Genomic DNA, 24,540 nt, shown 5'->3' with positions numbered 1-24,540 from the left:
TAGCGTTGTATGAGGGGCTTAGCGCAGCAGCTGAATAACGATACCTATGACAATGTATGCCCCTAGCGTGTTCCCCGCGTTAATCACAGAGAGCTTCACAGACATGCCGTTATAGCGGTCATGAAGGAGTTCTGTCGTAAGACAAAAAACGGCCCATAAAAAGACCCCGGTGCTAATCGCACCCCCAAGTGATGTGACGCCATGCATGACCATGACAATGTTGATGCCTAAGGCGACGATCAAATTCATCAGCGCGGCGTTCATCAGCGCTTTGACGGGATTACCTAGCTGATCGGGCGTTTTCCCCATAGCGGCAATCCACGCCTTCATGAACAATAGCGGGGAGTAGTATAGCGACCCCCAGGCCATGGCCCCGACCATGCCCAAAAACACACCGAGCCAGGTCACACCCTCGAATATAGCAGCAATCATTCTGCGGCTTCCGGGTTCGCATCAGACACCGACCGCTTCAGAGACTTGGCACCAGAGGAGATCGCCCCGATCGCCAAACAGATAAACCCGAGCATGGCCGACAACCCACCGACGGGGGCAAAAATTCCCGGTCCTTCAAACGACAAAGAATATAACGCGCCTGAAAAACAGAAGATTCCAATACCAAAGAGAACGCTTGTCGCAAGCATCAGTTTTCGCGGGCGTCCCTCGGCTACGCGGTCATGAAGGAGCGCGACAAAAACAATCCCAAACGCCATTTTCATTTGAAAATCGCTGGCATCATAAAACCAACTCACAGCCTTTTCACCCGCCGGAGCGATCGCATCAATGCCATGAGCCGCTAATGAACCCGTGATCACGGCTATAAGGCCGTTTAAGGCGGCAAATATAATCAGATAAATCGCAGTGCGACTCAGAAACATGACAATTCCTCCTAAAAATGTAGTTGGCGGCGGCGCCACAATTCATAAGACTGACCAATCGCCGTCATCTCTTTTGCAGTATCATCGCTGCTTCAAGAGCACGGAACCCCGTTAAGAAATCCGCCTCTGCCTCAGCCACTGGTACAGGGGTGAGTATAACACCTTTCAAAGGTTTCTCCCTAAACCCCAAGACTGTCTTTACTTCCCGCTCTGTAAACCCAGCCAACTGGATGGCTTCTGTGGCTCCGGCAATGAGATCCGCCTTCTTAATCAATTGCTTGTGGCTTTCGGACAGTTCTGCCGGCAATCCGAATCGCAGACGGATAGCCTGGAGAAGTCGCGCCTCGACTTCCTTGAACACGTCACCAACCACAGCCTTGAGAGGGGTGATTAAATCGTGGGTGACGTATTCAGAGGCATCGTGAAGCTTTGCGGCCATGAGAACATCCGGCCTGGCTTTGGGGTCAAGTTGGCGAACGATATCGACCACCAAATCCGAGTGTTGCGCCACACTCCAACCGTGAGTGCCTTTTGTTTGACCATTCCACCGCGTATTGCGCGCCAAACCCAAAGCAATATCTTCGATTTCGATATCTATTGGTGAGGGGTCAAGAATATTGAGTCGACGGCCTGACAACATACGCTGCCACGTCCGTGGGGTATGGCTTGCCAACCTCGCAGCGACGTCATGATCTTGCTTTCGTCGCATTGTCTTCACGTCAAAAAACCTAACAACTGAACAGACAATCCGCATGAGAACGGCTATGAGATAGAGTAACGAGCGATACTTTAATAATCGGCTATTATAAAGCGTAAAGACCAACTGAAGTAGGTGTGAATGCCATAAAAGAGGCGCACACGAACATATATGAGAAAACAAAACCGTTATGACGGCAAGCCGCCCAGATAGAAAAAAATTGAAGATACCGTTGAACCGGCTGGGACCTGCTTTAGTCGTTGCTCTTCTGTGCCTTATCGTGACGGCAGGCGCCGCTTTTTTGGCGCAGCGAGACGTTTATGATCGAGAGCAAACGCTATTCTTCCGATTTCTGGAAGGGTTGAGCGCTGGGACGATGCGTGCCGCCCAATCTTATGAGCAACGTCTGTTGGGCTTGGCAGGCTTCGTTGCTAGCAGCAACTCATTAACTCTAGAGGAATGGGCAACATATATTACAACCATTCAAAGCCAAGAACTGAGGCCTGAGATCTGGGATGTGGGACTGTTCGACCGACTGCCACCAGAACAGTCTGTGGTTGCACGATACATTACACTTTTTTCAGGCACGACAATTGAAGCGTCATCAGGACGGAATGCATACAACGACATAGAAAGCGGGTCTGCTATTCGCAGAGCTCTGGAAACAGGTAAGGCTTCCTTAACGGAAGTTGTTAGAAACGCGTACAGTCCAAATATTGCCCCGGCTTATGCAATGATTGCACCTGTCTTAGAGCAACCGTTGAGTGAGCCTGAATCAGCAAAAAATTTGATCTTTATCAGCTTTTCAGCAGGAGAATTGCTAGACGCCATTATACGTGAAATCGAGTTCCCAATCTGCGTCACGTTGCATGATGGCGACACAATTTCAGCGCAATCTCAAGTTTCTCAGATATGTAGAGACGGAGCGACCACTGACACTGCGTTTTACACAGGCACGCGAACGGTCATGATGGCAGGACGCCCACTCACGCTGTTTATCACAGCTGATCGCGGATTCTATATCGCGCCACTGGCGCTACCGGTCAGTATGATTGTTGTCCTTGGCACCGTTATCGCCGCACTTATGGGGGGGCTTTTATGGTTGGAAGGCACAACCCGGGAACGGGCGATCGCACTCGCGGCGTCTATCACCACTGACTTAGAGCAAAGTCGTAACAGATATGACCGTGCCGTACGCGTGGCCGGCGTTGGGTTTTGGGAACGCGACCATAATTCAAAACAAGTTATATGGTCCGAGAAAATGTGGGACATCACCGGGTATGACAGGAACACAGTTCTAGATACTGAGAATTTACTGCGTGAAATAGCGCACCCTGACGACAAAGCCAGAGTTGACCTTGCTGCTTCTGAGCACCGCAAGAACGGAACTCCGTTTGAAGAGGAATACAGAATTCTGAGACCAGATGGACAAATGGTTTGGATTCGCGCCAGTGCGGATACGGACCGTGGCCCTGACAAGCAGCCCATAAGAACCGTTGGCTCAATTACAGATATTACGCCACAAAAAAAGGAAGAAGAGACACGTCAATCGAAAGAACAGGAACTCACTGAGACGATAAATGAATTGCGTCAATCACAAGAGCGATTAGATGCTGCATTAAGGGATGCCGAAGCCGCCAGCAGAGCTAAATCAACCTTTCTTTCAACAATGAGCCACGAACTCAGGACTCCACTCAATGCCATATTAGGTTTCTCCGAAGTTATCAGAGATAACTTGCTTGGGAGAGAAAGCACACGATCCTATGAAGATTATGCGGCAGACATTCATTCCAGCGGGGAGCATCTTCTGGATTTGATCAACGATATCCTTGATTTGGCCAAAGTCGAAGAAGGTCAAATTACACTTAACCCTGAAGATGTTGATTTAAACTCTGTCATCGACTCAACGCTCAACCTGATGCAACCCAGAGCCATCGGTAAGCGTCAAGCTTTGTCTGCACGTTTTGAACATGAACATATGACAATTTATGCGGATTTGAGGGCGCTGAAGCAGATTTTGTTTAATCTTATCGCCAATGCTGTCCAGTTTACCGATATCGGCGGAAAAATTGATGTCACAGCAACAACTCTTCGGGCCGGTACTGGCAAAGGTAATGTGGAAATTTGCGTTAAAGACAATGGAATCGGAATCGCAAAAACTGATATAGGGCGCATTTTCAACCCTTTCGAGAGGGTCATTGAACCTGGGCAGCCCCAAAGTGAGGGGACTGGCTTGGGTTTAGCCGTGGTAAAAAGTTTAATCGAACTGCATGGCGGCTCGCTGCGAGTCGACTCGACCCCTGGCGCAGGATCTACGTTTTGCATTACCTTCCAATCCCGGCCACCACCATTTGATGAACTAAGCAACGTCTAGGGCTTTGATTTTTCACCAGTTTCGAAATAGTTTATCGATTGGGAAAAAGCTCGGTATCGACTGAGCGTGGATGCGGGGACTTTGGTCACAAAATGGTCCAACCGACCTCAGACTACCTAAAGCCGATCACATTTCTAGTGATCGACAACAAGGTTTATATGCGCAGGATGCTGAAAAGCGTCCTTGAAACGCTTGGGGCGAAGCGTATTGAAGAAGCGCGTGATGGCGGTGATGGTCTCGCAGCCGTTCGGGCCTTGGAGCCCGACATCGTTCTCACAGGATGGCGCATGAGTCCTGTAAACGGATTGGATTTTCTAAAATCTGTTCGCGACCAGCCAACCCCTGTTAAGTTCACACCCATAATCATGGTGACCAGCGAGACCCGCCGGGAAAAAGTCATTGAGGCGCGCAACGCTGGCGTTACAGAATATATCGCTATGCCGATCACAGCCAAGGGTGTGTTCCTGAGAATTCGGGAAGTGATCGAGCGGCCAAGACCGTTTGTTGATGTTGGAGGGTACTTTGGCCCAGACAGACGCCGGAGAACGGTCTCTATGAATGACACTGATGAAGATCGTAGGGGCAAAGGGACGCCCCGACCGGAAGCGCCTCAGAAAAGTGGTGGCGACGGCTTATCTCAGGATGAGATCGATCATCTCGTTGCCGGCGGATCAATCAAAGACTAACTATTACACAACCTCTTAAGCACAGCAGCCAACAAGAATGATATGAAAGTGGGACTCAGATGACCCAGTCTGTGGTAGTTGTTGGCGCAGGCGAAGCGGGTGGCCAAGCCGCCATATCATTGCGTCAAGGCGGTTTTATCGGCCCTGTCACAATCGTCGGCGATGAACCTTACATTCCCTATGAACGCCCCGCGCTGTCGAAGCAGTTTCTCGCCGGGACTCTTGAACTTGAGCGCTTATACCTGCGGACCTCTGATTTTTATGCTGAGCGGGATATCACCCTAAAGCTGAATGAAACCGTAACCGCGATTGAACCCGGACTTGGGGTGACACTCGGCAATGGTGAATTATTAGAATCCACAGATATTATTTTAGCGACTGGCGGGCGGGTCCGTCGCCTCAGTGTTCCAGGCGCAAGTCTTCAGAGAATTCACTACCTGCGGACCATAAACGACGTACTGGGATTTCGCGATCAAATGAAATCCGGACTGAAGCTCGCTATTGTTGGCGGCGGGTACATTGGGCTGGAAGTGGCCGCCGTTGCTGCAAAACTGGGTTGTAGCGTCACCGTATTGGAATCCGATCAACGGGTTTTAAGCCGGGTCGCCGCACCAGAAGCTTCTGCGTTCTACGAAAAACTGCACCGCGAGGAAGGGGTTGATATACGCACCGCAGTCACAGTGTCAGAGTTCTCGGGCGACAGGCATGTACATCACCTGAAATGTCTCGATGGCACAGAGGTGAAAGCTGATTTGGTGGTTGTTGGCATTGGGATCATTCCGAACACGGAACTCGCTGAGAGCGCCCACCTTAAAGTAGACAATGGCATTTTCGTCGATGATTTAACCCGCACTTCATCAGAGCATGTTTATGCCATCGGAGACTGTAGCAACCACCCGAATGCACTTCTGAACCGGAGATTGCGTTTGGAATCCGTTCAAAACGCGCTGAGTCAGGGAAAGACGGCTGCGAACACAATTCTGGGTTATCAAACACCCTACGCCGAAATTCCCTGGTTCTGGTCCGATCAGTATGATGTCAAACTGCAAATGGCGGGCATTAACGATCCTGGAGATGATGTGATTATTCGAGGAGATCCTAATTCAAGGTCGTTTTCTATCTGTTATTTAAGAGAGGGTCGGCTGGTCGCCATTAACGCAATAAACCGAGCCAAAGACTTTTTGCAGAGCAAGAAAGCCATCGCCGCCAACATTTCGCCCGACACGACTCGGCTTTCAGATCCTGAAACGCCCATAAAAGAGCTCTAACCTACTGTTTTGTATGAGCTTTATCGGTTACAGCGTTGTGCATTGAGATTCCAACCTAAGTGCTTATGTTTATGAATATAAGTATATGGAGGAACTCAGATGTCCGAGATTACTGCCGCCAGCACCATTATTCAGCCCGCATTACAGCAAACACAAGCGGTCAAACAGCCGGATGCGACGGACGCTGCGCGTGGCCAAGACCCAAATGAAGGCAGCCGGGCACGGGCAATTCAAGAAGACGCCATACGGCAGCAAGAGATTGACGAAGCCGCAAAGCGCGAAGACCGGGGCCAGGAACTCAACATAACTGTTTAATGTGACCCGTTAATCTGGACTTGCGCTCTGAGTCTGGTTTGGTGAAAACAGGTGTACCTCTTTAAGGAGCGCACGCCTTTAGTATGTCAGCCAACCTCTACTCTGTTTTTCGTAAACATTTTGCGACTGACTTAAACCATCCGTTTATTACGTATGCGGATGGAACAACCATCTCATATCGCAACGTTGAGCAAGCTTCCGCGCAGTTTGCAAACGCCCTTACCGCACTGGGCTTATCCAAAAGAGATCGCGTTGCCGTACAAGTGGCAAAGTCTACTGCAGCTTTAATGTTGTACCTTGGATGCCTGCGTGCGGGCGTCGTCTATCTGCCGCTGAACACAGCTTACTCTGGCAAAGAGCTGAGTTATTTCCTGAACGACGCCACACCAGAACTGATCGTTTGCGACCCCGCGCGGCTGACAGAAATTTCTGGTCTTCTAGAACACCGCAAAGACACACACTGCCTGACATTAGATGCAAATGGAAACGGCAGCGCGGCGGAGCGTATGAAGGTACATGCCTTCGATTTTAATACCGTTGAGTGTAACGAAGCCGACTTGGCAGCCCTTCTCTATTCATCGGGCACAACCGGCCAGCCCAAAGGGGCGATGCTGAGTCATGGGGCACTAGCGGCAAATGCGCTTTCATTAAAAGCTGTCTGGCACCTCAAACCCGACGACGTGGTGCTGCATGCACTTCCAATCTTTCACACGCACGGCCTTTTTGTTGCGACAAATACCGTCCTGCTGAGTGGTGCTTCTCTGCGTTTTCATCCGAAATTTGAGCCCAAAGAAGTTGTGAAAGCACTAGAGAAATCAACCATCTTTATGGGCGTTCCAACGTACTACACACGACTGTTGAAAGAATTAGAGCTTACCGAGGAGGCTTGCGCTTCGATCCGCCTGTTCATTTCCGGCTCGGCTCCTCTGCAAGAAGAAACATTCAACGCGTTTACCGCCAGAACCGGACATACGATTGTCGAGCGTTATGGCATGACAGAAGCTGGCATTATCACCAGTGCAACACTGGAAACGCCGCGCACGGCCGGAACGGTTGGCAAGCCTCTAAAGGCTGTCTTGCTACGCGTGTGCAACGAACATGACAAAGCGGTCAGCGATGGCGAGGTCGGCGACGTTCAAATTCAAGGACCTAGTTTGTTTTCTGGCTACTGGAACAAGCCTGAAAAAACGGCAGACGATTTCACCAATGATGGCTTTTTCCGAACCGGCGATATCGGACTGATTGGTCCCGATGGGCAACTCGTTCTGGTGGGACGCGCAAAAGACATGTTTATCTCAGGCGGCTTTAATGTTTTTCCAAAAGAAATTGAGCGGGCTCTGGATGCCTTAGAAGGTGTAGAAGAGAGTGCCGTTATAGGCATGCCCCACCCTGATTTTGGAGAAGCAGGTTTGGCCATTGTCGTCGCCAGCAACAAAACGTTCAACGGGGACCAGCTAAGGTTAGACCTGAAGGCACATCTGGCGAACTACAAATTGCCTAAGGCTGTCATTCGAGCAGATGCCCTGCCGCGTAATGCCATGGGAAAAGTACAAAAAAATGTTCTACGTGAAATGTACAAAACAGAATGGGATAAGATAATTTAATTCACACCGTTTTTTGCGCCCGTGCTCATGGGCAGACTCTTATCCGGGCCCCACTCGGTCATAGACCCATCATAGAGAGCCACATCGTCGCGTCCGAGCAAGAGCAAGGCAAAAGAATCAGTTGTCGCCGAAATGCCGCCACCGCAGTAGGTGATGATTTTATCCTTTTCGAACGCGCCAATCGCGTCGAATTTTTTGCGCATAGTTTCGGCATCAACAAAGGTGTTGTCAGATTTATCGATCAAGTCATAAGCATAGAGATTGACGCTGCCCTCAATATGTCCGGGACGGCCATAGGCTGCGCTGAACGTTTCTCCTGAAAAGACATCTGGGGACAAAGCGTTGATCAAGCATGTGTCTTTACGCTGTACAGCGGCCAAGACATCCTCTTTACCAATGATCTGTCCAGGGCGAGGATGAGGTGTAAACTTTGCTGGTGAATAATTCGGCCTATCCGTCGTTGTGGGGCGACCCTCTGCCACCCATTTATCCCACGCACCGTTCAAAACCTGACAGTGGTCAAAACCAAACGCGCGAAACATCAAAAACAATCGCGTCGCCCAAAAATTTGCGCCGCGCGAATACAAAACCACTCGGTGCTCATCCCCTATACCTGCCGCTCCAACAACCTCTGCAAATTCCTCCGCAGTCGGCATCATGAAACGAAGTGTGGGATGCGCGCCAGACAACTCGGAGAGAAAATCCAGAAACACCGCACCTGGTATATGGGCCTTTTCATAGTCCTCTTTCCCAGACCGGATGTCGTACCCTCCGCCGGGCTTTGGCCCCATGACAACATTACAATCAATGAGTCTGAGGTTTTCAGACCCAAGGATACTGTCCAAGTCAGCCGTTTCAATGAGCAACTGGGGGGTTTTATATCCTTTATCGGTCATGCCTGATCTCCTGAAACGCAAGTGTCACTCACTGTCAATTCTGGATAATACCTTGTCATCATGCGCTCAAAATGGGCAACCAGATTACGATGTTTTCGTGTTTCTATCGTTAGAGGATTATTCCAAGGTTGCGCGATGATCTCGCCCACATAGGCGGATAAACTGGCGTCGAAGGTCGTTGGTTGACCGCCGAATCCCCACTCCTTCTGACCTAACCAATGGGCCAACGCGCGGATATCGGAGATGCCCATCTCAAAGATTACCTTCGGGGAGTGACGCCCCATACCATGCCCCTTCAGTTGATTCCCGACAATACGTTGTGCCACTGGCTTAAGAAGCTTCAACACGAACCCTGGCACGCCCAACACGTCTTTCATAAATGGCGTCCATTCCCGAACACCCGCAGGGTCAATCCAGCGACCGTAAACAAGGGTCCAGTACAAATGCTCGTCCATTAATCTCTGAAAGGCGAGGTTTTCAGCCCGCTCGGACAATGTCAGCTTGCCATCAATTGGATAACCGTTTTTCGCTTCCAAAGAGTCGATAATGAGGCCGCTATCCGCCATCACTTTGCCATCTTCATCGATAATAAAGGGGCGCTTCCCGGTTGGTGCTTTCTTGCGTTTGTCGTCGGCCACTGTGTAATCAATACCTGCCATACGGAGATAGGTCTCAAGCTTGAAACAGAAGGGGCTCGGATCAGGAAGTCCCATGACCGGCTTAAACTTGAAAAGGGTCACCCTCATGCGTTTTTGCTCCTTTTGCACCGGGTCCAGGCATTTGAAGCATTATACGACCTTTCGCTCACATTTGCTTGAAGCCTATTGTGCCCAACGCTCAGAAAAACAACACTGTGTTTATGTATAGATTATCTGTCCTGAAATTGATCACCATGTGGAGTGCCATATTCGGCCTTCAGGCTTTTTGGGCTGACACGGCCAGCGCCATCAGTGATCAAAAAATCGAAGATGCCCGTTACGCTTGTACGACCTTCATTGAAGGTGACGCCGATAAAGGCGGTCGCACTGATGCTGAGCGCGCACAATTGGCACGATTCTGGCTGATTAGTTTTCTGACTGGTGCTTATGAAGCAGACGAAATTCTTGAATTCTCAGACGACATAGAAAGCGCTGAGCGCGAGGTGATTTCTCGTATCAAAGCCTACTGCGACGAAAACACATCCTTCTCAATTCATGCGGCCGCCGTAAGAACGCGCGACATGCCAAGACCGTTGCCTATATCAACAGCCATTGGCTTAGATCCAACGCGTTACTCCTGCGCAGCCTATTCTAGCGGGCAGAAAAGCAAAGGCGACGCAAAGTCCTTGGCCGAGGCTGCCGAATTTTGGGCCTTTGCCTTTGTGCAAGGCAATGTAAGTGCGAGATATCATCCACGGCTTGTGGTCGCACACTCAAACAAACGCAAAATTGTCCGCGCCCTCAAACAGAGTTGCTCACGCAACCCGACGCGCACACTCTTGGACCAAACGGCAGAGATTGCGGACAGAGTGAAGCCAGAGTCGAGATAAGTCAGCGCCTAAGTTAAATTTCGCGCACGCTCGCGAAGAACAAATTTTTGAATTTTACCGGTTGAGGTTTTCGGCAATTCGTCAAAAACAACCGTTTTTGGCACTTTGAATTTGGCAATGTTATCACGGCAAAACGCAATAATATCATCTTCCGTGGCGGTCTTCCCTGTTTTCAGCGTCACAAACGCACAGGGTGTTTCCCCCCAATGATCATCCGGACGCGCAACAACAGCCGCTTCCAACACGGCCGGGTGTTTATACAAAACGCCTTCCACCTCAATGGTAGAAATATTTTCTCCACCAGAGATGATGATGTCTTTTGAGCGATCACGAATCTCCACATACCCATCGGGGTGCTTAACCGCCAAATCCCCAGAGTGGAACCAACCACCCACTAAAGATTCCTGTGTTGCCTTCGGGTTTTTCAGATAGCCTTTCATAACGACATTACCGCGGAACATAATCTCGCCAATGGTTTCGCCATCAGCGGCAACGGGTGTCATCGTCTCAGGGTCCATTACATCCAAACCTTCGACCACCGAGTAACGCACACCTTGGCGGGCCTTCAGAGCGGCCTGTTCATCCGCAGGCAAATCGTTCCATTCGTCATGCCAGGCACACACCACGCAGGGACCATAAACTTCCGTAAGACCGTAAGTATGGGTGATCGAAATGCCCATACCTTCCATAGTGGCAATCACGGCAGCGGGTGGCGCAGCGCCAGCCGTCATCGCCTTGACGCCGGACGGCAGGCTGGCCCGTTGTTCCTCGGGAGCATTCACCATCATATTCAAGACAGTAGGTGCACCACAGAAGTGCGTAACTGCTTCGTCTTTGATGAGACGAAAAATTTCTAGGGTATCGACCTTGCGTAAACACACATGGGTGCCGGACATCGCTGTAATCGTCCAGGGAAAACACCAGCCGTTGCAATGGAACATTGGTAGGGTCCACAGATACACGGGCTGTGGTGTCATACCCCACGCCATCATATTTCCAATGGCGTTCATGTATGCGCCGCGATGGTGAGTTACAACACCTTTGGGGTTTCCTGTCGTACCAGATGTGTATCCCAGCGCGATTGCCTGCCATTCATCAGCGATCGATGGCGGTGTGTAAGACGGATCTCCTGTTTTTAAAAAACTCTCGTATGTAATCTCACCAATAGGGTCAGCTTTAGGTGCCAACGCATCATCAATATCGATCACGAAAATCTCATGCTCGCACTCTGCCAGCGCCGTGCGCGCGACGTCTGAGAGTTCAGGATCAACCATGAGCACCTTGGCTTCACCGTGCTCCAAAATAAAAGCGATTGCGGCGGCATCAAGACGCGTGTTGATGGCATTCAGCACAGCCCCCGTCATTGGAACACCGTAGTGCGCCTCCAAATGAGCTGGGATGTTCGGGGCCAGAATTGCAACTGTATCGCCAGCAGTAATGCCACGGGCGACCAGCGCTGAGGCCAATTGGCGGCACCGGGCATACAACTCGCGATATTTGAAACGTTGCTCCCCATGAACAACGGCCAGACGGTCCGGATACACCTCTGCCGCCCGGCGCAAAAAACTAATAGGACTCAGAGGCTCATGATTGGCTGAGGTTTGCGGCAGGTTCGTGTCGTAAATATTAGAATGCGTCATAATCATATAAGCCTTGTAGTAGAGTGGACAGAGCTTGATGCCTGACCTTGCGATGTTGTTCAATTATTGCCTTAGCATGACCCTGGGGCTACAGGTTTTGCTATCAATTATTTCTATCACGGCTGTTGTTTTGGATATGGCGCGACTAACGTTGCGACCAAACGTGCCATCACTAAGGTTTAATAGCGAAACAGACAGCCGTGTCTTAAGTTATCACCTAGACACCGCACTGCAACAAGGACAAGCACATTGGAACATTTTACGATTCGTGGGCGCATTCGGTATACATCTAAGAAAAAGGAGCTTCTTGATAAGGAGCGCGGTGGAGAAAGCTTTATCTATACAACACATGTGGACGGATCGCGGACTTTGCGCGCCCACTGTTCCATTGACGAAGGCTCGCCAAGCGTGCTTCGTGACTCAGTGACCACACTAGATAAAGACTGGAATCCCACATACGGATTTGTGCAAATCACCGTAGACGAGGCGTTTGTCGGATCATCCTGGTTTCGTTTCACCGAAGAGACTGCGGAATGTGAAGGGTTTACGATTAAAGAGGGCCGCATCTCACAAAAAATAACACTCGACATGCGGCCCAGCATATTTGGCACTCATCCCATTCAGGCCGATGCCATGCACACGAACATATATCCTTTGGAACAAGGACCTGGCAGCTATACTTCACCCATGCATCTCATGTGTTCCGTTCATCATCGGGGCGCGGATGGCCCCTTTTTGATGCAAAAACGTGGCTTGGTGATGAATTACTTCGGCGAAGAAGACGTGACGGTTGAAGCCGGAACCTTCAAAGCCCATCACTTCAGTTATGGCACTAACAAAGATGACAATTACATGGGCACAGATATTCACCCGCCGTATCACACGTGGGTCACGACTGACGGCGATTATGTGATGTTGAAAGCTCAATGCACGGGATATATGCAGACCTATTATGAGTTGATCGAGTATGAAAAGCGGCAGAGCTTCTTTTAGACCTCGCATGTACACAGTTTGAGACTCATCCGATATGGCTGAAAAATCCCACACCCCCATTGAAAGCTTTGGCCGTTGGCTCGCCGACACTCCGGATGCATGGCCCGAGGACGCCATTCATTCAGCCGTGCGCCAGTACATCGATATTATGGGCGTTACTATTCTTGGGGCTGTTGATGAAGTTACACTCAAGGTTTTTGCCACGGTTTCGACATGGGGAGATGGCCCCTGCACCGTCATCGGACAAACCAAAACCCTCAGCGCACCCTGGGCCGCTTTGGTCAATGGAACTGCTGCACACGCGCAAGATTTAGATGACAACTTTGATCCCGCGAAGGCCCACGCCACGGCTGTGCTGGTGCCAGCCATCCTAGCCCTCGCAGAACAAGAGGGTGCGACAGGTCAAAAGTGCATTGATGCCTACATCTGTGGGCTGCAAATCATGGGGCGGGTTGGCCAGGGGGTTAATCCCGTCCACAGAAACAGAGGCTGGCACGCCACGGCAACTGTGGGAGCCGTGGGAGCTGCGGCGGCCTGTGCCCGGCTGTTGAAACTTAATGCGACACAGGCGGGCTATGCGCTGTCGCTATCCACAAGCATGGCTGCTGGGTTTATGTCGCAATTTGGCACCATGGCAAAACCAATCCACGCTGGCCTGGCGGCAAAGTCAGGCGTTGTTGCCGCCAGTATGGCCCGACAGGGCATCACGGCAGGGCGCGATACGCTGGACGGCGTGACCGGCATGAACCGCCTTATGGTGGGGCCTGATTATGAAGCTTTAAGAGACGCCATCACGTCACCGGAACATGGCCAGAATCTGCGATTTGAAACCACGCACATCGGTGAACCGCTGATGATTACCGAACATGGTTTGAAAGTGAAACGGTTCCCCAACTGCGCCAGCGCCCACCGCGCTATGGACATCTTACTGATGCTGAAAGACGAGCACGGATTTACAGCAGATGACGTCAAAGAAATTGTTGTGCATGCGCCAAAAACGCACCTCAATAATTTGATGCATCATAACCCTCAAGACCCGATGCAGGCGAAATTTTCGATGCAATACGGTTTGTCTGTAGCCTTGAGCACCGGCAATTGTACGCTCAACGATTTTACACCTGCGGCGGTTCTGCGCTCCGAAATTCAAGCGCTTTACCCAATCATTACTCTAGACCCGGTTGATAAATCTGAGGGCGCGTTTCCAACCCAGGTGGAGGTTTATCTGCACAATGGGACGCATCTAACAAAAAGTCTGGCCATGCCGCTGGGCAGCAAAGCTGCCCCGTTTACCGATGCACAGTACCACCAGAAATATGAGGGCTGCACAGCCGGGTTGTTGACCACTGACGAACAGGATTCGGTCTACGGTGCCTTGACCAGCCTGCGCGACTTGACGGACCTCAACACACTTCTTCATCCGCTAAGACACAACCTGGCCAAAAAGAGCGGGACTTAAATCACACTGCAGATGGTCGGCTGGCCAGCGGGCGGCAGCGGAGGCTCTGTATCTGTTGTTTGCGTGATAATAACCGTTGCCGCCCCTGCGGTATGCGTGCCCGCAGCAGCCGGCGCCCCGCCCGGCGTAAAGCCGGTGAGGTTCACAATATCCACTTCATCGTTGGGCAGAAACACTTCGACCGTATTGGTATCAGACATGGACAGAACAGCGTCTTCATCCAGGGTAATCGTTTGAATGCCGTTGCAACGGAGATCAAGGCGCTCAATGCCGCGAATGGCGTTGTCCGGGATGGTTGTCGCAAAGTTAAATGTGCCCGGATTGCGCAGAACGAGTGTATCGCTACCAGACCCCCCGTTAACTCCGCTCGGCGTTGGGTTAAAGGGTGAAATGTCACTGCCCGGCTCAGTACCCGGGAATAATGTATCTGAATTATATGCTGGAAGCGCGTTTCTGCCATCAGAGTCTACTGGAGAGAGAGCATCTAGCGCCCCTGCAGCAATGGGAGTGGGCGTCGGTGGAGCATTCCCGGCAGGCGCTGCCTCATAACGATCATTAGCAAGCAATGCACGATAAACAATAACTTCTAATTGGGTCGTGTTATTGAATCGGTTTCCAACGATATTCGTTGCTGAGTTTACAACGATTACATCATCACCACTGCCGCCATGATAAAAAACCTGATCAGAAGTATGAGAGCCGATAACAATGTAATCGTTCCCGGCACCACCAAAACCAAAGGTTTCAGCTTGATTTGCGGCATACAAGATATCGTTGCCGCGCCCACCAAAAAGACCTTTAACTGTGAAAATTCTGCTGCCACTAGAAGTCAAAAACACGACGTCTGTTGTTGTTCCTTCCTTAACGCCAAAATTATTGTTGCCACTACCAAGATCAATGGTGGTCCAGTCTTCGGGGTTGTCTACAAGCGCAAATTCATTACCATCCGTGCCAGTGACCTGAATCTGTCCTCCCGCAGCTGAGACATTATTAGATTTTGGAACGGCACCATCTATTTCAGCACAAATATCATCAAATTCTGAGCTGACAGCCAGCAGCACCTGATCATCGAAATGGGTGTCGCCGTTGTTGGCCTCGACAAAGGGGCCGCGCTCGACATCATTGGTGTCTGGATCGGTACACGCCGCACCATTGGGACAGTTCTGGCGTTCATTGGCCGTGGCCGGAATGGCCAACTGAGTGCCTGCTGGCGTATAACCCCCGCGGCGATTTTGTCCGTGGCTGACGAGCGCAAACAACGCATTTGTCGAAGACATTGAGGCAACAGTAATGTCGAGATTCCCAGTCCGACCAATCGCACCGTTACACACGTTAATATCTGTATCATCAACAATGTAAGTGACCGTTGTCCCAAATTCATCTGTCACCGCCTGTTCGGATAGTCCAAGCGTGCGAAATGGGACGATGCCAGAATTGATGGTGCAGACACCGCTGGCATTCGCAGCAGCGGTTCCCCGCGTTGCGCCCGTGACCGAACCATCGGCAGGACAGGGCAAATATTGATCTACATCTTGGATAGCATAGACGTTTAGCGCGTCTCGAATGGTCGTAAGAGACACATTGGTAGCTTTGGTTTGACGCACTGTGCGCTCGGACTGATTGGCCAATTGTACCGAGACAAAGGCCCCGACCACCATCAGCAAAGCAAGCACGGTGACCAAGCCCGCTGCGCCATCATCGCGCTGGGCAATCACAAGAACCCATCGCGATAGTAAAGACTTAAGACATTTTAAGGATGAAACTACGGGAGGCTGACGGTCAGAATTTTTCATTTTCATACGCTGTATTTTATAAACGTTTAGAAAGTGAAGTGGGACGATAGCACTTAGGATGTAAGAGTTCTATTCAATCAGAGGGTCGTGTTTTTCTGTTCAAACATATTATATGTCTTCTGCACCTTGTCGCCTGGCCATGATTTCATCAAAGCGGGGCATACTCTCTACCCCTGGATGAGATACCCCCTTGCCGGTAATCACAACCCAAGCTGTGCGCAAGAGTATTTTGAAATCCAACCACAGCGATCGGTTCTGAACATACCATATGTCGAGCTCGAACTTTTCTTCCCAGGTCAAGGCGTTGCGCCCGTTTATCTGAGCCCAACCAGTAATACCCGGCGGTACGGTGTGACGCTGGGCTTGCTCAAGTGAATAATACGGTAAGTACTCCATAAGCAGAGGCCGGGGGCCAACAAGGCTCATATCGCCCAACAGAACATCAATCAACTCGGGCACTTCATCGAGAGACGTGCGCCGTAAAAAACGTCCTAACTTGGTCAGTCTTTCTCCGTCAGGTAACAGGTTCCCTGCCTCATCGGCCTCATCAGTCATGGTCCGGAATTTAAGCAACTTAAACGGCTTTCCATTCAAACCGGGGCGCACTTGGCGAAAGAAAACAGGCCGACCCACGGTGGCGAAAATAGCGACGCACACGACGAAAATAACAGGAGAGAGAATCACGAGCGCTAGCAGTGAAACGATCAGATCCACACCCCGCTTGACCCCGAGACTGCGTTGACGGCGGCGCTCTACGGCAGGACGGGCGTGATGAATAAACTCCAAAACGCTGCGCAACTCTCCCGTCAGTTTGTCGCGGTTAAACTTACTTTCAGCCAAGGCATTTGCCTGTTCACCAAAGCGGCGAAGTGCGTCTCGATCTCTTACAAAGTCGAGAAGTTCTTGGGCCGCAAGACCTGGGTCTTGGGTGTTAATTATGATGCCCGCACCGCGGCTTTGTATGAGAGACGCATGCCATCCCCCATGATTCATCACAATAGGCTTACCCGCCGCGAGGGAATCGAAAACACAGGTCGGTGGAGCCATAGAGTTTTCGTATTCACGCGGCCTCAGGGATACGATTGCTGTTGCCGCAGCATATAACTGGGGCACCTGTGTCCTTGGCAGTGCGGGCAATATCCAGAGATTGTTTTCCAGAACCCCAGCATGGGCGGCTATCGCCCGAACATCAGATTTTGCTGGTCCGTCGCCACAGACAACAAAACGAATAGCCGAATCAATATTCAGCATTGAGGCCGCAAGCTTAATCAAGACTGCGGCAGGTTGATCACTGTGAAGCGGCCCCTCTAACACCACCAGAGGCGCGTTATCCAAGTGGGGATATGTCTTGAGAAGAGCTGCTCCATGATCGGCGGGAACACGAAACAGATCGACATCACACCCCTCAGAGATCACGGAGAGGTTTTGAGCGTTATACCCCGTCGCCACAACAGCAGACTCCACGTCTGGAGAGGGCACAATAATGTGATCAGCCGCATAAATAGAAAACTTGTCGAGGGCAGATCGCCAAAGGCGTTTTAGCCACAATGGGTGACGTGCCTGATCGCCACGCACATACCTGAGGTCTGGGATCTCGCTCACCAGCGGCGCCGCTTTAAGACGACTGACCGCAAACCCGACAGTCGTCAACCCTGCAGACGGCGCTGTAGTGGCAGTGAAAACAGCATCAACTTGGTCAGCGCCAAGTGCGTGCCGGAACATAGACGCCCAAAAAAAACTGCCAAAAATAACCCGCAGGAAAAGTCCGGCCCGACAATCAACATGACAAGGGATCGCGACAACCTTCAATCCCTCAATTTCTGGCCTGCTTTCATACGACGAACCTGAAAACACTGCCGTAGACGTTACTACCGTTACCGTGTGCCCACTTAACACCCAACGCTTGGCGATCTCATGCGAGCCCGCACGGCCAGTTCCCCCAGGCGGTATGTAGTTCAGATCTAGTATTACAATATGCATATGGCTCTTATACAGACTGGGCGGTGGTCACGGAATCCCCTGATCAGAAGTATCGTACAAGAGGAACGTTTACGCGGTCGACTTCGCTGCACAGGAAAACTGCTGTATACACGCCGTGGTTCCAAACCAATTCCTGGAAAGACATGAGCAACTCCTTATCAACACGACCAAACAGGATGTGTTATGCGGCCATTACGGTCGTTTCTGCAGCTTATTACGCACTTTATCTGAATGTGGGATTCTCACCCGCCGACGATGGCAACTACGCTCAAATCGCTTACGAACTCTATCTCGGCACACCTGCTGAAGACTTAACACTCAGCTATGGGTTGATCTGGTTTAAGCTGGGCGAAATTCTGTTCGATCTTTTCGGGCCGAGCTACCTCAGTGTCAAAATCCTCTTCTTCACGACCATCGCGATCACAAACGTTCTTCTATTTTACACTGTTCTTAACATGACCGGTCGTCGCGAATTAGCACTGGCCATGACAACCGTCACGCTGATTGTGCCCGCTTTCCCAGCCACCGCATTTTACAGCCTTTGTATACTTATGAATGCCGCAGCCCAGATGCGCTTCGTTACACGGATGCCAGGCAACACCACAACAGATGCAGCAATCGCTGGAGCCGTTCTGTCGGTCTCTTTTTTAATTCGTCCAGATTTTGGGTACATCTGGACAGCACCCTTGATTCTGCTTCTCGGTTTATCTGCCTTACGCGGCGGGGGCTTCACCGCTTTTTGGCGGCTGCTTTCGGCAGCTGTCGTTGGGTTTGCTGCCGTTCAGGTTCCCGTTCTGCTTATGGCCTGGAACAGCGGTTTATTGGGCTCTGTGGTTACGCCTTATGTTAGCTATCCAGCCATGATGGCGGACTACGCATTTACGGGATTGCAATCACTTCTGCCAGGTTACACGCAAGAGCTCTCTAGCGTCGGCGCAACCACCCTGCAGCGCCCCCCTCTCTCAGCCCTTTTTTCTTCAGAGACTGGATATTCATCGCTCGCGATACTCATTTATGCCCCGCTGCTGTTTATATTGCTTTGCCTTGGGCTCATTGGCACGACCCTTTATCAGCAGAGAGGTAATGTGAATGTGCAACCGCTGGTAAAAATTCTGATCGCGCTTTTTGCAGCTGGTGCTGCTTTCCCACATTACTTCTTTTACCGACCAGATCTCTCGCATGTGGCGAATTTTATGCCAGGCTACATGGTGCTCGCAGCCGCCTTAATCTGGCAGCTCAACACCATTAAGCGCGCCAGATTAGTCACAACACTCGTTAGCAGTGCAATTGCGCTTCATCTCGGACTTTACGTTTGGATGGGAATCCAAACCCAAGGCACGGGCTCAATCGCGGTTAAAGCCGGTCGAACCGAGTCATTTATTGCCGAAAATGGTATTAACACATCGGTTACAGCCTTTGAAAAGCAGCAGTTCGAATTTCTGAGAGATACGATCCTTGAGAACTCAGAACCAGGCGAAGCCATTGTCTGTGTTCCGTACTGCCCTGGGTTCGCCTTCATGACAGCGCGGCGGATGCTATTCTCGAATTTTTACGTGGACGATTCGACGCCGATCAATGATCCTCAATGGATTTCAAATGTGATTGCAAAGACACGTGCCGATAGGCCGCCAGTGGTGATCGTAATGGATTGGGCCATTAACGGCACAGAAATCTCGCGTTTTGAGAACTGGGCTGCCGCGTATGTGAAATTCTTAAAAGAGAATGCGCGCGCGCAGATTGCAAAGCCGGGGCTCACCCTTTACCTGTTGTAAATTCCAAACATCAAAGAGCCCCAGAGACCAGTTAAATGAACTTTGTAGTTGAACAATTAGAAATCCCAGACGTCAAACTGATCAAAGCCGTCAAGCATGAGGACCATAGAGGGTTCTTCTCTGAGACATACTCAACGAAAGCTCTAGAAGGCATCGGGATAGAAACCACCTTCGTGCAAGACAATCACTCTCTTTCTGTAGACAAAGGAACGCTTAGAGGACTGCACTTCCAAGTTCCGCCTTTCGCACAGCACAAACTCGTGCGTGTCACAAACGGAGCTATTTTTGAAGTCGCAGTGGATATTCGCCAAGGGTCTGCAACTTTTGGGAAACATGTTTCAACTATCGTTTCTGCCAGTTCATGGAATCAGTTGTTTGTTCCGATTGGTTTCGCACATGGCCTAATGACCTTGGAACCGAATACCGAGGTTCTTTACAAAGTCTCAAATTATTATGCGCGTGAATGCGATAAGGGCCTTGCTTGGGATGATGCCGATCTAGGTATTGACTGGCCCACATTAGGAATGGATGCGATTATATCTGACAAGGACAAGACTCACCCGACGCTTTCTGAATTACAGAATTATTTTTCTATAGAAGATACCCCCTTATGAAAAAAGTGATCGTTACAGGGGGCGCGGGGTTTATAGGCTCAGCGGTGGTTCGGTTTCTCATAGAGGAAGTCAACGCAGAGGTTGTGAATGTAGATGCGCTCACCTACGCCAGCAATCTCTCGTCTCTGGACTCAGTTTCAAAGCGGCCCGAATACACATTTGTTCAAGGCAATGTGTGCGACCAGGCTTTTGTCACTGATCTTATACAAACTGAAAAACCCGATGTGGTGATGCATCTGGCTGCCGAAAGTCATGTCGACCGGTCAATCGACGGTCCCGCCGCTTTCATGGAAACCAACATCATTGGCACGTATGCCATGCTTGAGGCTGCGAAGAGTTATTGGTTGGGTTTACCTTCAGAAAAGCAAGATACGTTCCGCTTCCACCACATTTCAACGGACGAGGTATATGGCAGCCTTGGGCAAGAGGGATTGTTTATGGAAACAACACCTTATGCACCAAACTCTCCCTATTCCGCGTCTAAAGCGTCATCAGATCATCTGGTGCGTGCTTGGCATCACACCTATGGTCTGCCAGTCGTCACCACCAATTGCTCTAACAATTATGGTCCGCATCAGTTTCCTGAAAAATTGATTCCGTTGGTGATTTTAAACGGACTGGAGCGCAAACCCCTGCCGGTATATGGCACCGGCGAAAATGTGCGCGACTGGCTCCATGTCGAAGATCATGTGCGCGCCTTATGGACCGTTGTGACAAAAGGCCGGGTGGGTGAGGTTTACAATATTGGGGGTGAAGCAGAGCACACCAATATTGATGTTGTCCGCACGATCTGCGCTTTACTTGATGAATACCTTTCACCGGATGCGCCTACTGCAGATTTGATTACATTCGTCACAGATCGCCCCGGGCATGACGCGCGCTACGCGATGGATATCACGAAAATTAACACCGAACTGGGCTGGTACCCATCTGAGACCTTTGAGAGCGGCCTGAGAAAAACCGTCCAATGGTACCTAGAGAACCAGAACTGGTGGCAGGATATTCGGAGTGGAAAATATGCCGGTGAACGACTGGGTCTGTCAGATAAGCCCGAAACATAAGTGGTTCCGAGATGAAAAAGATCCTCATCACCGGCGCTTCTGGTCAACTCGGGCACGCGCTTACCCAACACACGAATGACCCAAATATTTTTGTGCTAGGGTATGACAGAGCTTCTTTGGACGTCACTAATAAAGAGGCCGTTAACCGAATTGTTTTGTCTGCTAAGCCAGATGTTGTCATCAATGCCGCCGCTTACACCGCCGTGGACAAAGCAGAAAACGACGCTGAGACAGCTTTTTCTGTCAACAGGAACGGTCCGCTTAATTTAGCCTCGGCCTGCGTGCAACTTGGCGTGCCGCTAATCCATGTCTCTACTGACTATGTGTTTGATGGTGCAAAGCGCACACCTTACAGCGAGACGGACTCAACCTCTCCTCTTGGCGTCTACGGCACGAGCAAACTAGCAGGAGAAGACGCCATACGTGAGATATGCAACCACCACATCATTCTCAGGACGGCTTGGCTCTATGGAGTTCATGGAAAGAACTTTGTGAAAACGATGCTGCGGCTATCGGAGTCCGAAGACACCTTGCGCGTTGTGAATGATCAGCATGGCTCGCCAACATTTGCTAATGACTTAGCAACTGGAATTTTTGAGATCGTTGCGCAGTTGACGAATGAAAATGTTCCCACTCACGGATTCGGTACATTCCATAGTGCGAACGCAGGCCAAACCACTTGGCATGAATTTGCCAACAGAATTATTGAGTTGGCAGCACCGATAACGGGCAAAAAACCAACGGTAAACGGCATTGCAACATCTGAATATCCAGTGCCAGCACGGCGGCCAGCCAACTCTATTTTAAATTGCTCTAAACTTTCAGAAACCTATGGTGTAACCCTTCGCCCTTGGGACCAAGCCCTCGCGGACATGCTCAGCAAAACTTTGGTGGGTTAAGCCGAAATCGCAAAGGATATACGATGAAGGGAATAATATTGGCGGGAGGGTCTGGCACACGGCTTCACCCCATTACACATTCTGTATCCAAGCAAATGCTGCCCGTCTACGACAAGCCGATGATTTACTACCCAATGAGTACGCTGATGCTTGCCGGGATCAAAGATATTCTTATCATCACAACACCTCAAGATGCCGATGGTTTTCAACACCTGCTCTCTGACGGAAGCGCTTGGGGCATCAACATCCAGTATGCACAACAGCCTAGCCCAGATGGATTGGCGCAAGCCTTTATCATCGGGAAAGACTTTGTTGGCCAAGACACCTGCGCCTTAGCACTTGGGGACAACATTTTTTATGGTCATGGACTGACGGAGAAACTCCGCCGCGCATCCGCCATCACTCAAGGAGCAACGGTTTTTGGATATCAGGTACGTGACCCTCAACGCTACGGTGTAGTCGCCTTTGATAAAGATTTCAAAGCCACGTCCATAGAAGAAAAGCCAGAGACGCCGAAATCAAAATGGGCTGTAACGGGTCTGTACTTCTATGATAATGCAGTGATCGATATTGCAAAAACCCTAAAACCGAGCCCACGAGGTGAGCTCGAAATTACTGATGTTAATCGGGTTTACCTGGAGCACAGCGCGTTAACAGTTGAGCGCCTCGGTCGCGGCTTTGCGTGGTTTGATACCGGGACCTGCGATAGCCTTGTTGAAGCGAGCGCATTTGTACAAACCGTTGAGAAGCAGCAAGGACAACGTATTTGCGTACCGGAAGAGATAGCGTTCACAAACGGTTGGATTAGTAAAGACCAGTTAATTGCACTCAGCGATCCACTTAAGAAAAGCGGTTATGGTCAGTACCTCGTTGATCTGGCTAACGACTCGCCTTCATAGGTTAACTGACTGTCGTGGGGTATCCGCCGCCGCTAGTTTAACGACACCCATAACAGCAGCCGTCGTCAGCCCCAGCACGGCAATCCACCAGGGTTGCCAAACCCCGAAACTGAGGAGCCAGATGGTCGCGGTTGCGCTGAACGTGCCCGTAACTAAGGCGGCAATACAACGGTTGCTGCGCTTAGAAAGAACTGACCGCACTGACGCAATCAAAGCAGCAATAAAAACGGCAACTCCGACGCCACCCAACTCCAACCACAAATGAATCATACCATTGTGGGGGTGCAAAAATGATGTTCTTCCTGCAGGATCAGGAATTAACCCTGCGGTTTGGCCTAACGTACGCGCCGCATCAAAACCATGGCCAAACAGAATGCTTTGATGAATGAACTCACTTGCACGACCCCAAATCGCTATGCGGTGCCCCCAGTTGGGATGGATGTTATCCGTAAACCAAACCTGAAGGGTTGGCGTAGCCCATATCGCTGCCAACAAAGCCCAGCCGACAGATACGATTCCTATCAAAACCATAATTGCGACAGCCATGCGCACACCCCACTTTTGGACAAGCAAAAAGGACAGCAGGGCAGCCAGCATAGCCACAGGCACAGCATCCATGCGGTAGCTCAAGCCAAGAGCAAAGCACAGACAAAAAAGTATAACAGGCCAAGTCCAACTGCTGGTTTTTAACCGCAGCAGACACATGGCTGGTATTGACATGCACGCCATCAAGACCAAACCACCATTCATAACGTTGAATAATTGCTCTGCTGTTTGCTCGGTACGGTGCAAACCAACAAAGAAGCCACCAGTGAGGCGCTCGGCCAACAGTACGGCCAAGAGGGCGCCGCCCGCCATAACTGTTGGCTTAATCGCTTTCCAAATGCCTTCAACCTGAAAGCGCTGCATGCCTGCACACAGCATCATACAAAGGAAGATCGTTAAGCTGGCTTGCGCCCACGGAAGAGGCGAGAATTGCGGACTCCAAACGAGAGAGAGTCCAGCAAAGAGCATCATCAAGCTCAAAAACTTCGCAGCAGATAATGAAAACACCGACCTCCATAAGACGGCCCGGCTTGACCATTGTGAGTGCGTAATGGCGACAACTGTAAGAGTGAGAATAACGACGGTAGCATCTCTGCTCCAAGCGGCAAGCGGCACAAAAAACAGCGCAAGGCCATATGACATCC

General features: G+C 50.6%; 22 protein-coding genes. 13 read left to right on the top strand and 9 right to left on the bottom strand.

Annotated features, from left to right (window positions below):
* Positions 1–18: 18 nt before the first annotated feature.
* From RIC29_12270 to RIC29_12260, 3 genes are all read right to left on the bottom strand, one after another.
* Positions 19–432, bottom strand: a complete 414-nt coding sequence (locus tag RIC29_12270) for a DUF1761 domain-containing protein (GenBank protein MEQ8735692.1) — start codon at positions 430–432, stop codon at positions 19–21.
* Positions 429–875 (bottom strand): DUF423 domain-containing protein, encoded by a 447-nt coding sequence (locus RIC29_12265; protein MEQ8735691.1) that lies wholly within the window; start codon positions 873–875, stop codon positions 429–431. The genes RIC29_12270 and RIC29_12265 overlap by 4 nt, the downstream gene beginning before the upstream one ends.
* Before the next feature lie 64 nt (positions 876–939).
* Positions 940–1,584, bottom strand: a complete 645-nt coding sequence (locus RIC29_12260) for an HD domain-containing protein (GenBank protein MEQ8735690.1) — start codon at positions 1,582–1,584, stop codon at positions 940–942.
* A 208-nt stretch (positions 1,585–1,792) separates the two neighbouring features.
* Here RIC29_12260 and RIC29_12255 point away from each other — a divergent pair, with 208 nt between their 5' ends.
* From RIC29_12255 to RIC29_12235, 5 genes are all read left to right on the top strand, one after another.
* Positions 1,793–3,946, top strand: a complete 2,154-nt coding sequence (locus tag RIC29_12255) for an ATP-binding protein (protein MEQ8735689.1) — start codon at positions 1,793–1,795, stop codon at positions 3,944–3,946.
* A 92-nt stretch (positions 3,947–4,038) separates the two neighbouring features.
* Positions 4,039–4,632, top strand: coding sequence for a response regulator (locus RIC29_12250; GenBank protein MEQ8735688.1), 594 nt, complete (start codon positions 4,039–4,041; stop codon positions 4,630–4,632).
* 59 nt (positions 4,633–4,691) lie between these two features.
* A complete protein-coding gene (locus RIC29_12245) occupies positions 4,692–5,900 on the top strand; it encodes an FAD-dependent oxidoreductase (GenBank protein MEQ8735687.1) in 1,209 nt (402 codons plus the stop codon).
* Positions 5,901–5,999: 99 nt separating this feature from the next.
* Positions 6,000–6,215, top strand: coding sequence for a hypothetical protein (locus RIC29_12240; GenBank protein MEQ8735686.1), 216 nt, complete (start codon positions 6,000–6,002; stop codon positions 6,213–6,215).
* A gap of 83 nt (positions 6,216–6,298) precedes the next feature.
* A complete protein-coding gene (locus tag RIC29_12235) occupies positions 6,299–7,819 on the top strand; it encodes an AMP-binding protein (GenBank protein MEQ8735685.1) in 1,521 nt (506 codons plus the stop codon).
* On the opposite strand, the gene RIC29_12230 is transcribed toward RIC29_12235, so the two are convergent.
* Both RIC29_12230 and RIC29_12225 read right to left on the bottom strand, forming a co-directional pair.
* Positions 7,816–8,715: a sulfurtransferase gene (locus RIC29_12230; protein MEQ8735684.1), complete on the bottom strand. Its 900-nt coding sequence runs from the start codon at positions 8,713–8,715 to the stop codon at positions 7,816–7,818. The genes RIC29_12235 and RIC29_12230 overlap by 4 nt on opposite strands.
* The gene (locus RIC29_12225) at positions 8,712–9,461 is read right to left on the bottom strand and encodes a glutathione S-transferase family protein (protein MEQ8735683.1); all 750 of its coding nucleotides are present in this window, start codon (positions 9,459–9,461) and stop codon (positions 8,712–8,714) included. Before RIC29_12225 ends, RIC29_12230 begins: the two co-directional genes overlap by 4 nt.
* 113 nt (positions 9,462–9,574) lie before the next feature.
* Between RIC29_12225 and RIC29_12220 the strand changes: the two genes are divergently transcribed.
* Positions 9,575–10,243, top strand: coding sequence for a hypothetical protein (locus tag RIC29_12220; GenBank protein MEQ8735682.1), 669 nt, complete (start codon positions 9,575–9,577; stop codon positions 10,241–10,243).
* A gap of 8 nt (positions 10,244–10,251) precedes the next feature.
* Here RIC29_12220 and RIC29_12215 read toward each other — a convergent pair whose 3' ends face one another.
* A complete protein-coding gene (locus RIC29_12215; GenBank protein MEQ8735681.1) occupies positions 10,252–11,883 on the bottom strand; it encodes an acyl-CoA synthetase in 1,632 nt (543 codons plus the stop codon).
* Positions 11,884–12,132: 249 nt separating this feature from the next.
* On the opposite strand from RIC29_12215, the gene RIC29_12210 reads away from it, so the two are divergent.
* Together RIC29_12210 and RIC29_12205 are read left to right on the top strand one after the other, a co-directional pair.
* Entirely contained in the window at positions 12,133–12,876 is a 744-nt protein-coding gene (locus tag RIC29_12210) for a hypothetical protein (GenBank protein ID MEQ8735680.1), read from the top strand.
* A gap of 34 nt (positions 12,877–12,910) precedes the next feature.
* Positions 12,911–14,332, top strand: a complete 1,422-nt coding sequence (locus tag RIC29_12205) for an MmgE/PrpD family protein (GenBank protein MEQ8735679.1) — start codon at positions 12,911–12,913, stop codon at positions 14,330–14,332.
* Here RIC29_12205 and RIC29_12200 read toward each other — a convergent pair.
* Positions 14,329–16,125, bottom strand: coding sequence for a hypothetical protein (locus RIC29_12200; protein MEQ8735678.1), 1,797 nt, complete (start codon positions 16,123–16,125; stop codon positions 14,329–14,331). The genes RIC29_12205 and RIC29_12200 overlap by 4 nt on opposite strands.
* Positions 16,126–16,233: 108 nt before the next feature.
* Positions 16,234–18,105 (bottom strand): sugar transferase, encoded by a 1,872-nt coding sequence (locus tag RIC29_12195; protein MEQ8735677.1) that lies wholly within the window; start codon positions 18,103–18,105, stop codon positions 16,234–16,236.
* Between the two features lie 143 nt (positions 18,106–18,248).
* Between RIC29_12195 and RIC29_12190 the strand changes: the two genes are divergently transcribed.
* From RIC29_12190 to rfbA, 5 genes are read left to right on the top strand one after another with little or no spacing between them, the layout of a single operon-like run.
* The gene (locus tag RIC29_12190) at positions 18,249–19,877 is read left to right on the top strand and encodes a hypothetical protein (GenBank protein MEQ8735676.1); all 1,629 of its coding nucleotides are present in this window, start codon (positions 18,249–18,251) and stop codon (positions 19,875–19,877) included.
* A gap of 35 nt (positions 19,878–19,912) precedes the next feature.
* Positions 19,913–20,491 (top strand): dTDP-4-dehydrorhamnose 3,5-epimerase, encoded by a 579-nt coding sequence (gene rfbC, locus RIC29_12185; GenBank protein MEQ8735675.1) that lies wholly within the window; start codon positions 19,913–19,915, stop codon positions 20,489–20,491.
* On the top strand, positions 20,488–21,552 hold the full coding sequence (gene rfbB / locus RIC29_12180; GenBank protein MEQ8735674.1) for a dTDP-glucose 4,6-dehydratase: 1,065 nt from the start codon (positions 20,488–20,490) through the stop codon (positions 21,550–21,552). The genes rfbC and rfbB overlap by 4 nt, the downstream gene beginning before the upstream one ends.
* Before the next feature lie 11 nt (positions 21,553–21,563).
* Positions 21,564–22,451 (top strand): dTDP-4-dehydrorhamnose reductase, encoded by an 888-nt coding sequence (rfbD, locus tag RIC29_12175; GenBank protein MEQ8735673.1) that lies wholly within the window; start codon positions 21,564–21,566, stop codon positions 22,449–22,451.
* 23 nt (positions 22,452–22,474) lie between these two features.
* Positions 22,475–23,350 (top strand): glucose-1-phosphate thymidylyltransferase RfbA, encoded by an 876-nt coding sequence (gene rfbA, locus RIC29_12170; GenBank protein ID MEQ8735672.1) that lies wholly within the window; start codon positions 22,475–22,477, stop codon positions 23,348–23,350.
* Here the strand turns inward: rfbA and RIC29_12165 are convergent.
* Positions 23,345–24,538, bottom strand: coding sequence for an O-antigen ligase family protein (locus tag RIC29_12165; protein ID MEQ8735671.1), 1,194 nt, complete (start codon positions 24,536–24,538; stop codon positions 23,345–23,347). The two genes, rfbA and RIC29_12165, sit on opposite strands and share 6 nt — an antisense overlap.
* Positions 24,539–24,540 lie beyond the last annotated feature (2 nt).

It is taken from the genome of Rhodospirillaceae bacterium, assembly GCA_040219235.1.
In the GTDB taxonomy this organism is placed as follows: domain Bacteria; phylum Pseudomonadota; class Alphaproteobacteria; order Rhodospirillales; family Rhodospirillaceae; genus WLXB01.
This window is presented reverse-complemented; position numbering and strand designations above follow the sequence as displayed.

What these genes read in the sequence shown, in the direction of transcription:
- RIC29_12270 (MEQ8735692.1), bottom strand. Translation starts at nt 432, where the DNA reads ATGATTGCTGCTATATTCGAGGGTGTGACCTGGCTCGGTGTGTTTTTG.
- RIC29_12265 (MEQ8735691.1), bottom strand. Translation starts at nt 875, where the DNA reads ATGTTTCTGAGTCGCACTGCGATTTATCTGATTATATTTGCCGCCTTA.
- RIC29_12260 (MEQ8735690.1), bottom strand. Translation starts at nt 1,584, where the DNA reads ATGCGACGAAAGCAAGATCATGACGTCGCTGCGAGGTTGGCAAGCCAT.
- RIC29_12250 (MEQ8735688.1), top strand. Translation starts at nt 4,039, where the DNA reads ATGGTCCAACCGACCTCAGACTACCTAAAGCCGATCACATTTCTAGTG.
- RIC29_12245 (MEQ8735687.1), top strand. Translation starts at nt 4,692, where the DNA reads ATGACCCAGTCTGTGGTAGTTGTTGGCGCAGGCGAAGCGGGTGGCCAA.
- RIC29_12240 (MEQ8735686.1), top strand. Translation starts at nt 6,000, where the DNA reads ATGTCCGAGATTACTGCCGCCAGCACCATTATTCAGCCCGCATTACAG.
- RIC29_12235 (MEQ8735685.1), top strand. Translation starts at nt 6,299, where the DNA reads ATGTCAGCCAACCTCTACTCTGTTTTTCGTAAACATTTTGCGACTGAC.
- RIC29_12230 (MEQ8735684.1), bottom strand. Translation starts at nt 8,715, where the DNA reads ATGACCGATAAAGGATATAAAACCCCCCAGTTGCTCATTGAAACGGCT.
- RIC29_12225 (MEQ8735683.1), bottom strand. Translation starts at nt 9,461, where the DNA reads ATGAGGGTGACCCTTTTCAAGTTTAAGCCGGTCATGGGACTTCCTGAT.
- RIC29_12220 (MEQ8735682.1), top strand. Translation starts at nt 9,575, where the DNA reads ATGTATAGATTATCTGTCCTGAAATTGATCACCATGTGGAGTGCCATA.
- RIC29_12215 (MEQ8735681.1), bottom strand. Translation starts at nt 11,883, where the DNA reads ATGACGCATTCTAATATTTACGACACGAACCTGCCGCAAACCTCAGCC.
- RIC29_12205 (MEQ8735679.1), top strand. Translation starts at nt 12,911, where the DNA reads ATGGCTGAAAAATCCCACACCCCCATTGAAAGCTTTGGCCGTTGGCTC.
- RIC29_12200 (MEQ8735678.1), bottom strand. Translation starts at nt 16,125, where the DNA reads ATGAAAAATTCTGACCGTCAGCCTCCCGTAGTTTCATCCTTAAAATGT.
- RIC29_12195 (MEQ8735677.1), bottom strand. Translation starts at nt 18,105, where the DNA reads ATGCATATTGTAATACTAGATCTGAACTACATACCGCCTGGGGGAACT.
- RIC29_12190 (MEQ8735676.1), top strand. Translation starts at nt 18,249, where the DNA reads ATGAGCAACTCCTTATCAACACGACCAAACAGGATGTGTTATGCGGCC.
- rfbC (MEQ8735675.1), top strand. Translation starts at nt 19,913, where the DNA reads ATGAACTTTGTAGTTGAACAATTAGAAATCCCAGACGTCAAACTGATC.
- rfbB (MEQ8735674.1), top strand. Translation starts at nt 20,488, where the DNA reads ATGAAAAAAGTGATCGTTACAGGGGGCGCGGGGTTTATAGGCTCAGCG.
- rfbD (MEQ8735673.1), top strand. Translation starts at nt 21,564, where the DNA reads ATGAAAAAGATCCTCATCACCGGCGCTTCTGGTCAACTCGGGCACGCG.
- rfbA (MEQ8735672.1), top strand. Translation starts at nt 22,475, where the DNA reads ATGAAGGGAATAATATTGGCGGGAGGGTCTGGCACACGGCTTCACCCC.
- RIC29_12165 (MEQ8735671.1), bottom strand. Translation starts at nt 24,538, where the DNA reads ATGTCATATGGCCTTGCGCTGTTTTTTGTGCCGCTTGCCGCTTGGAGC.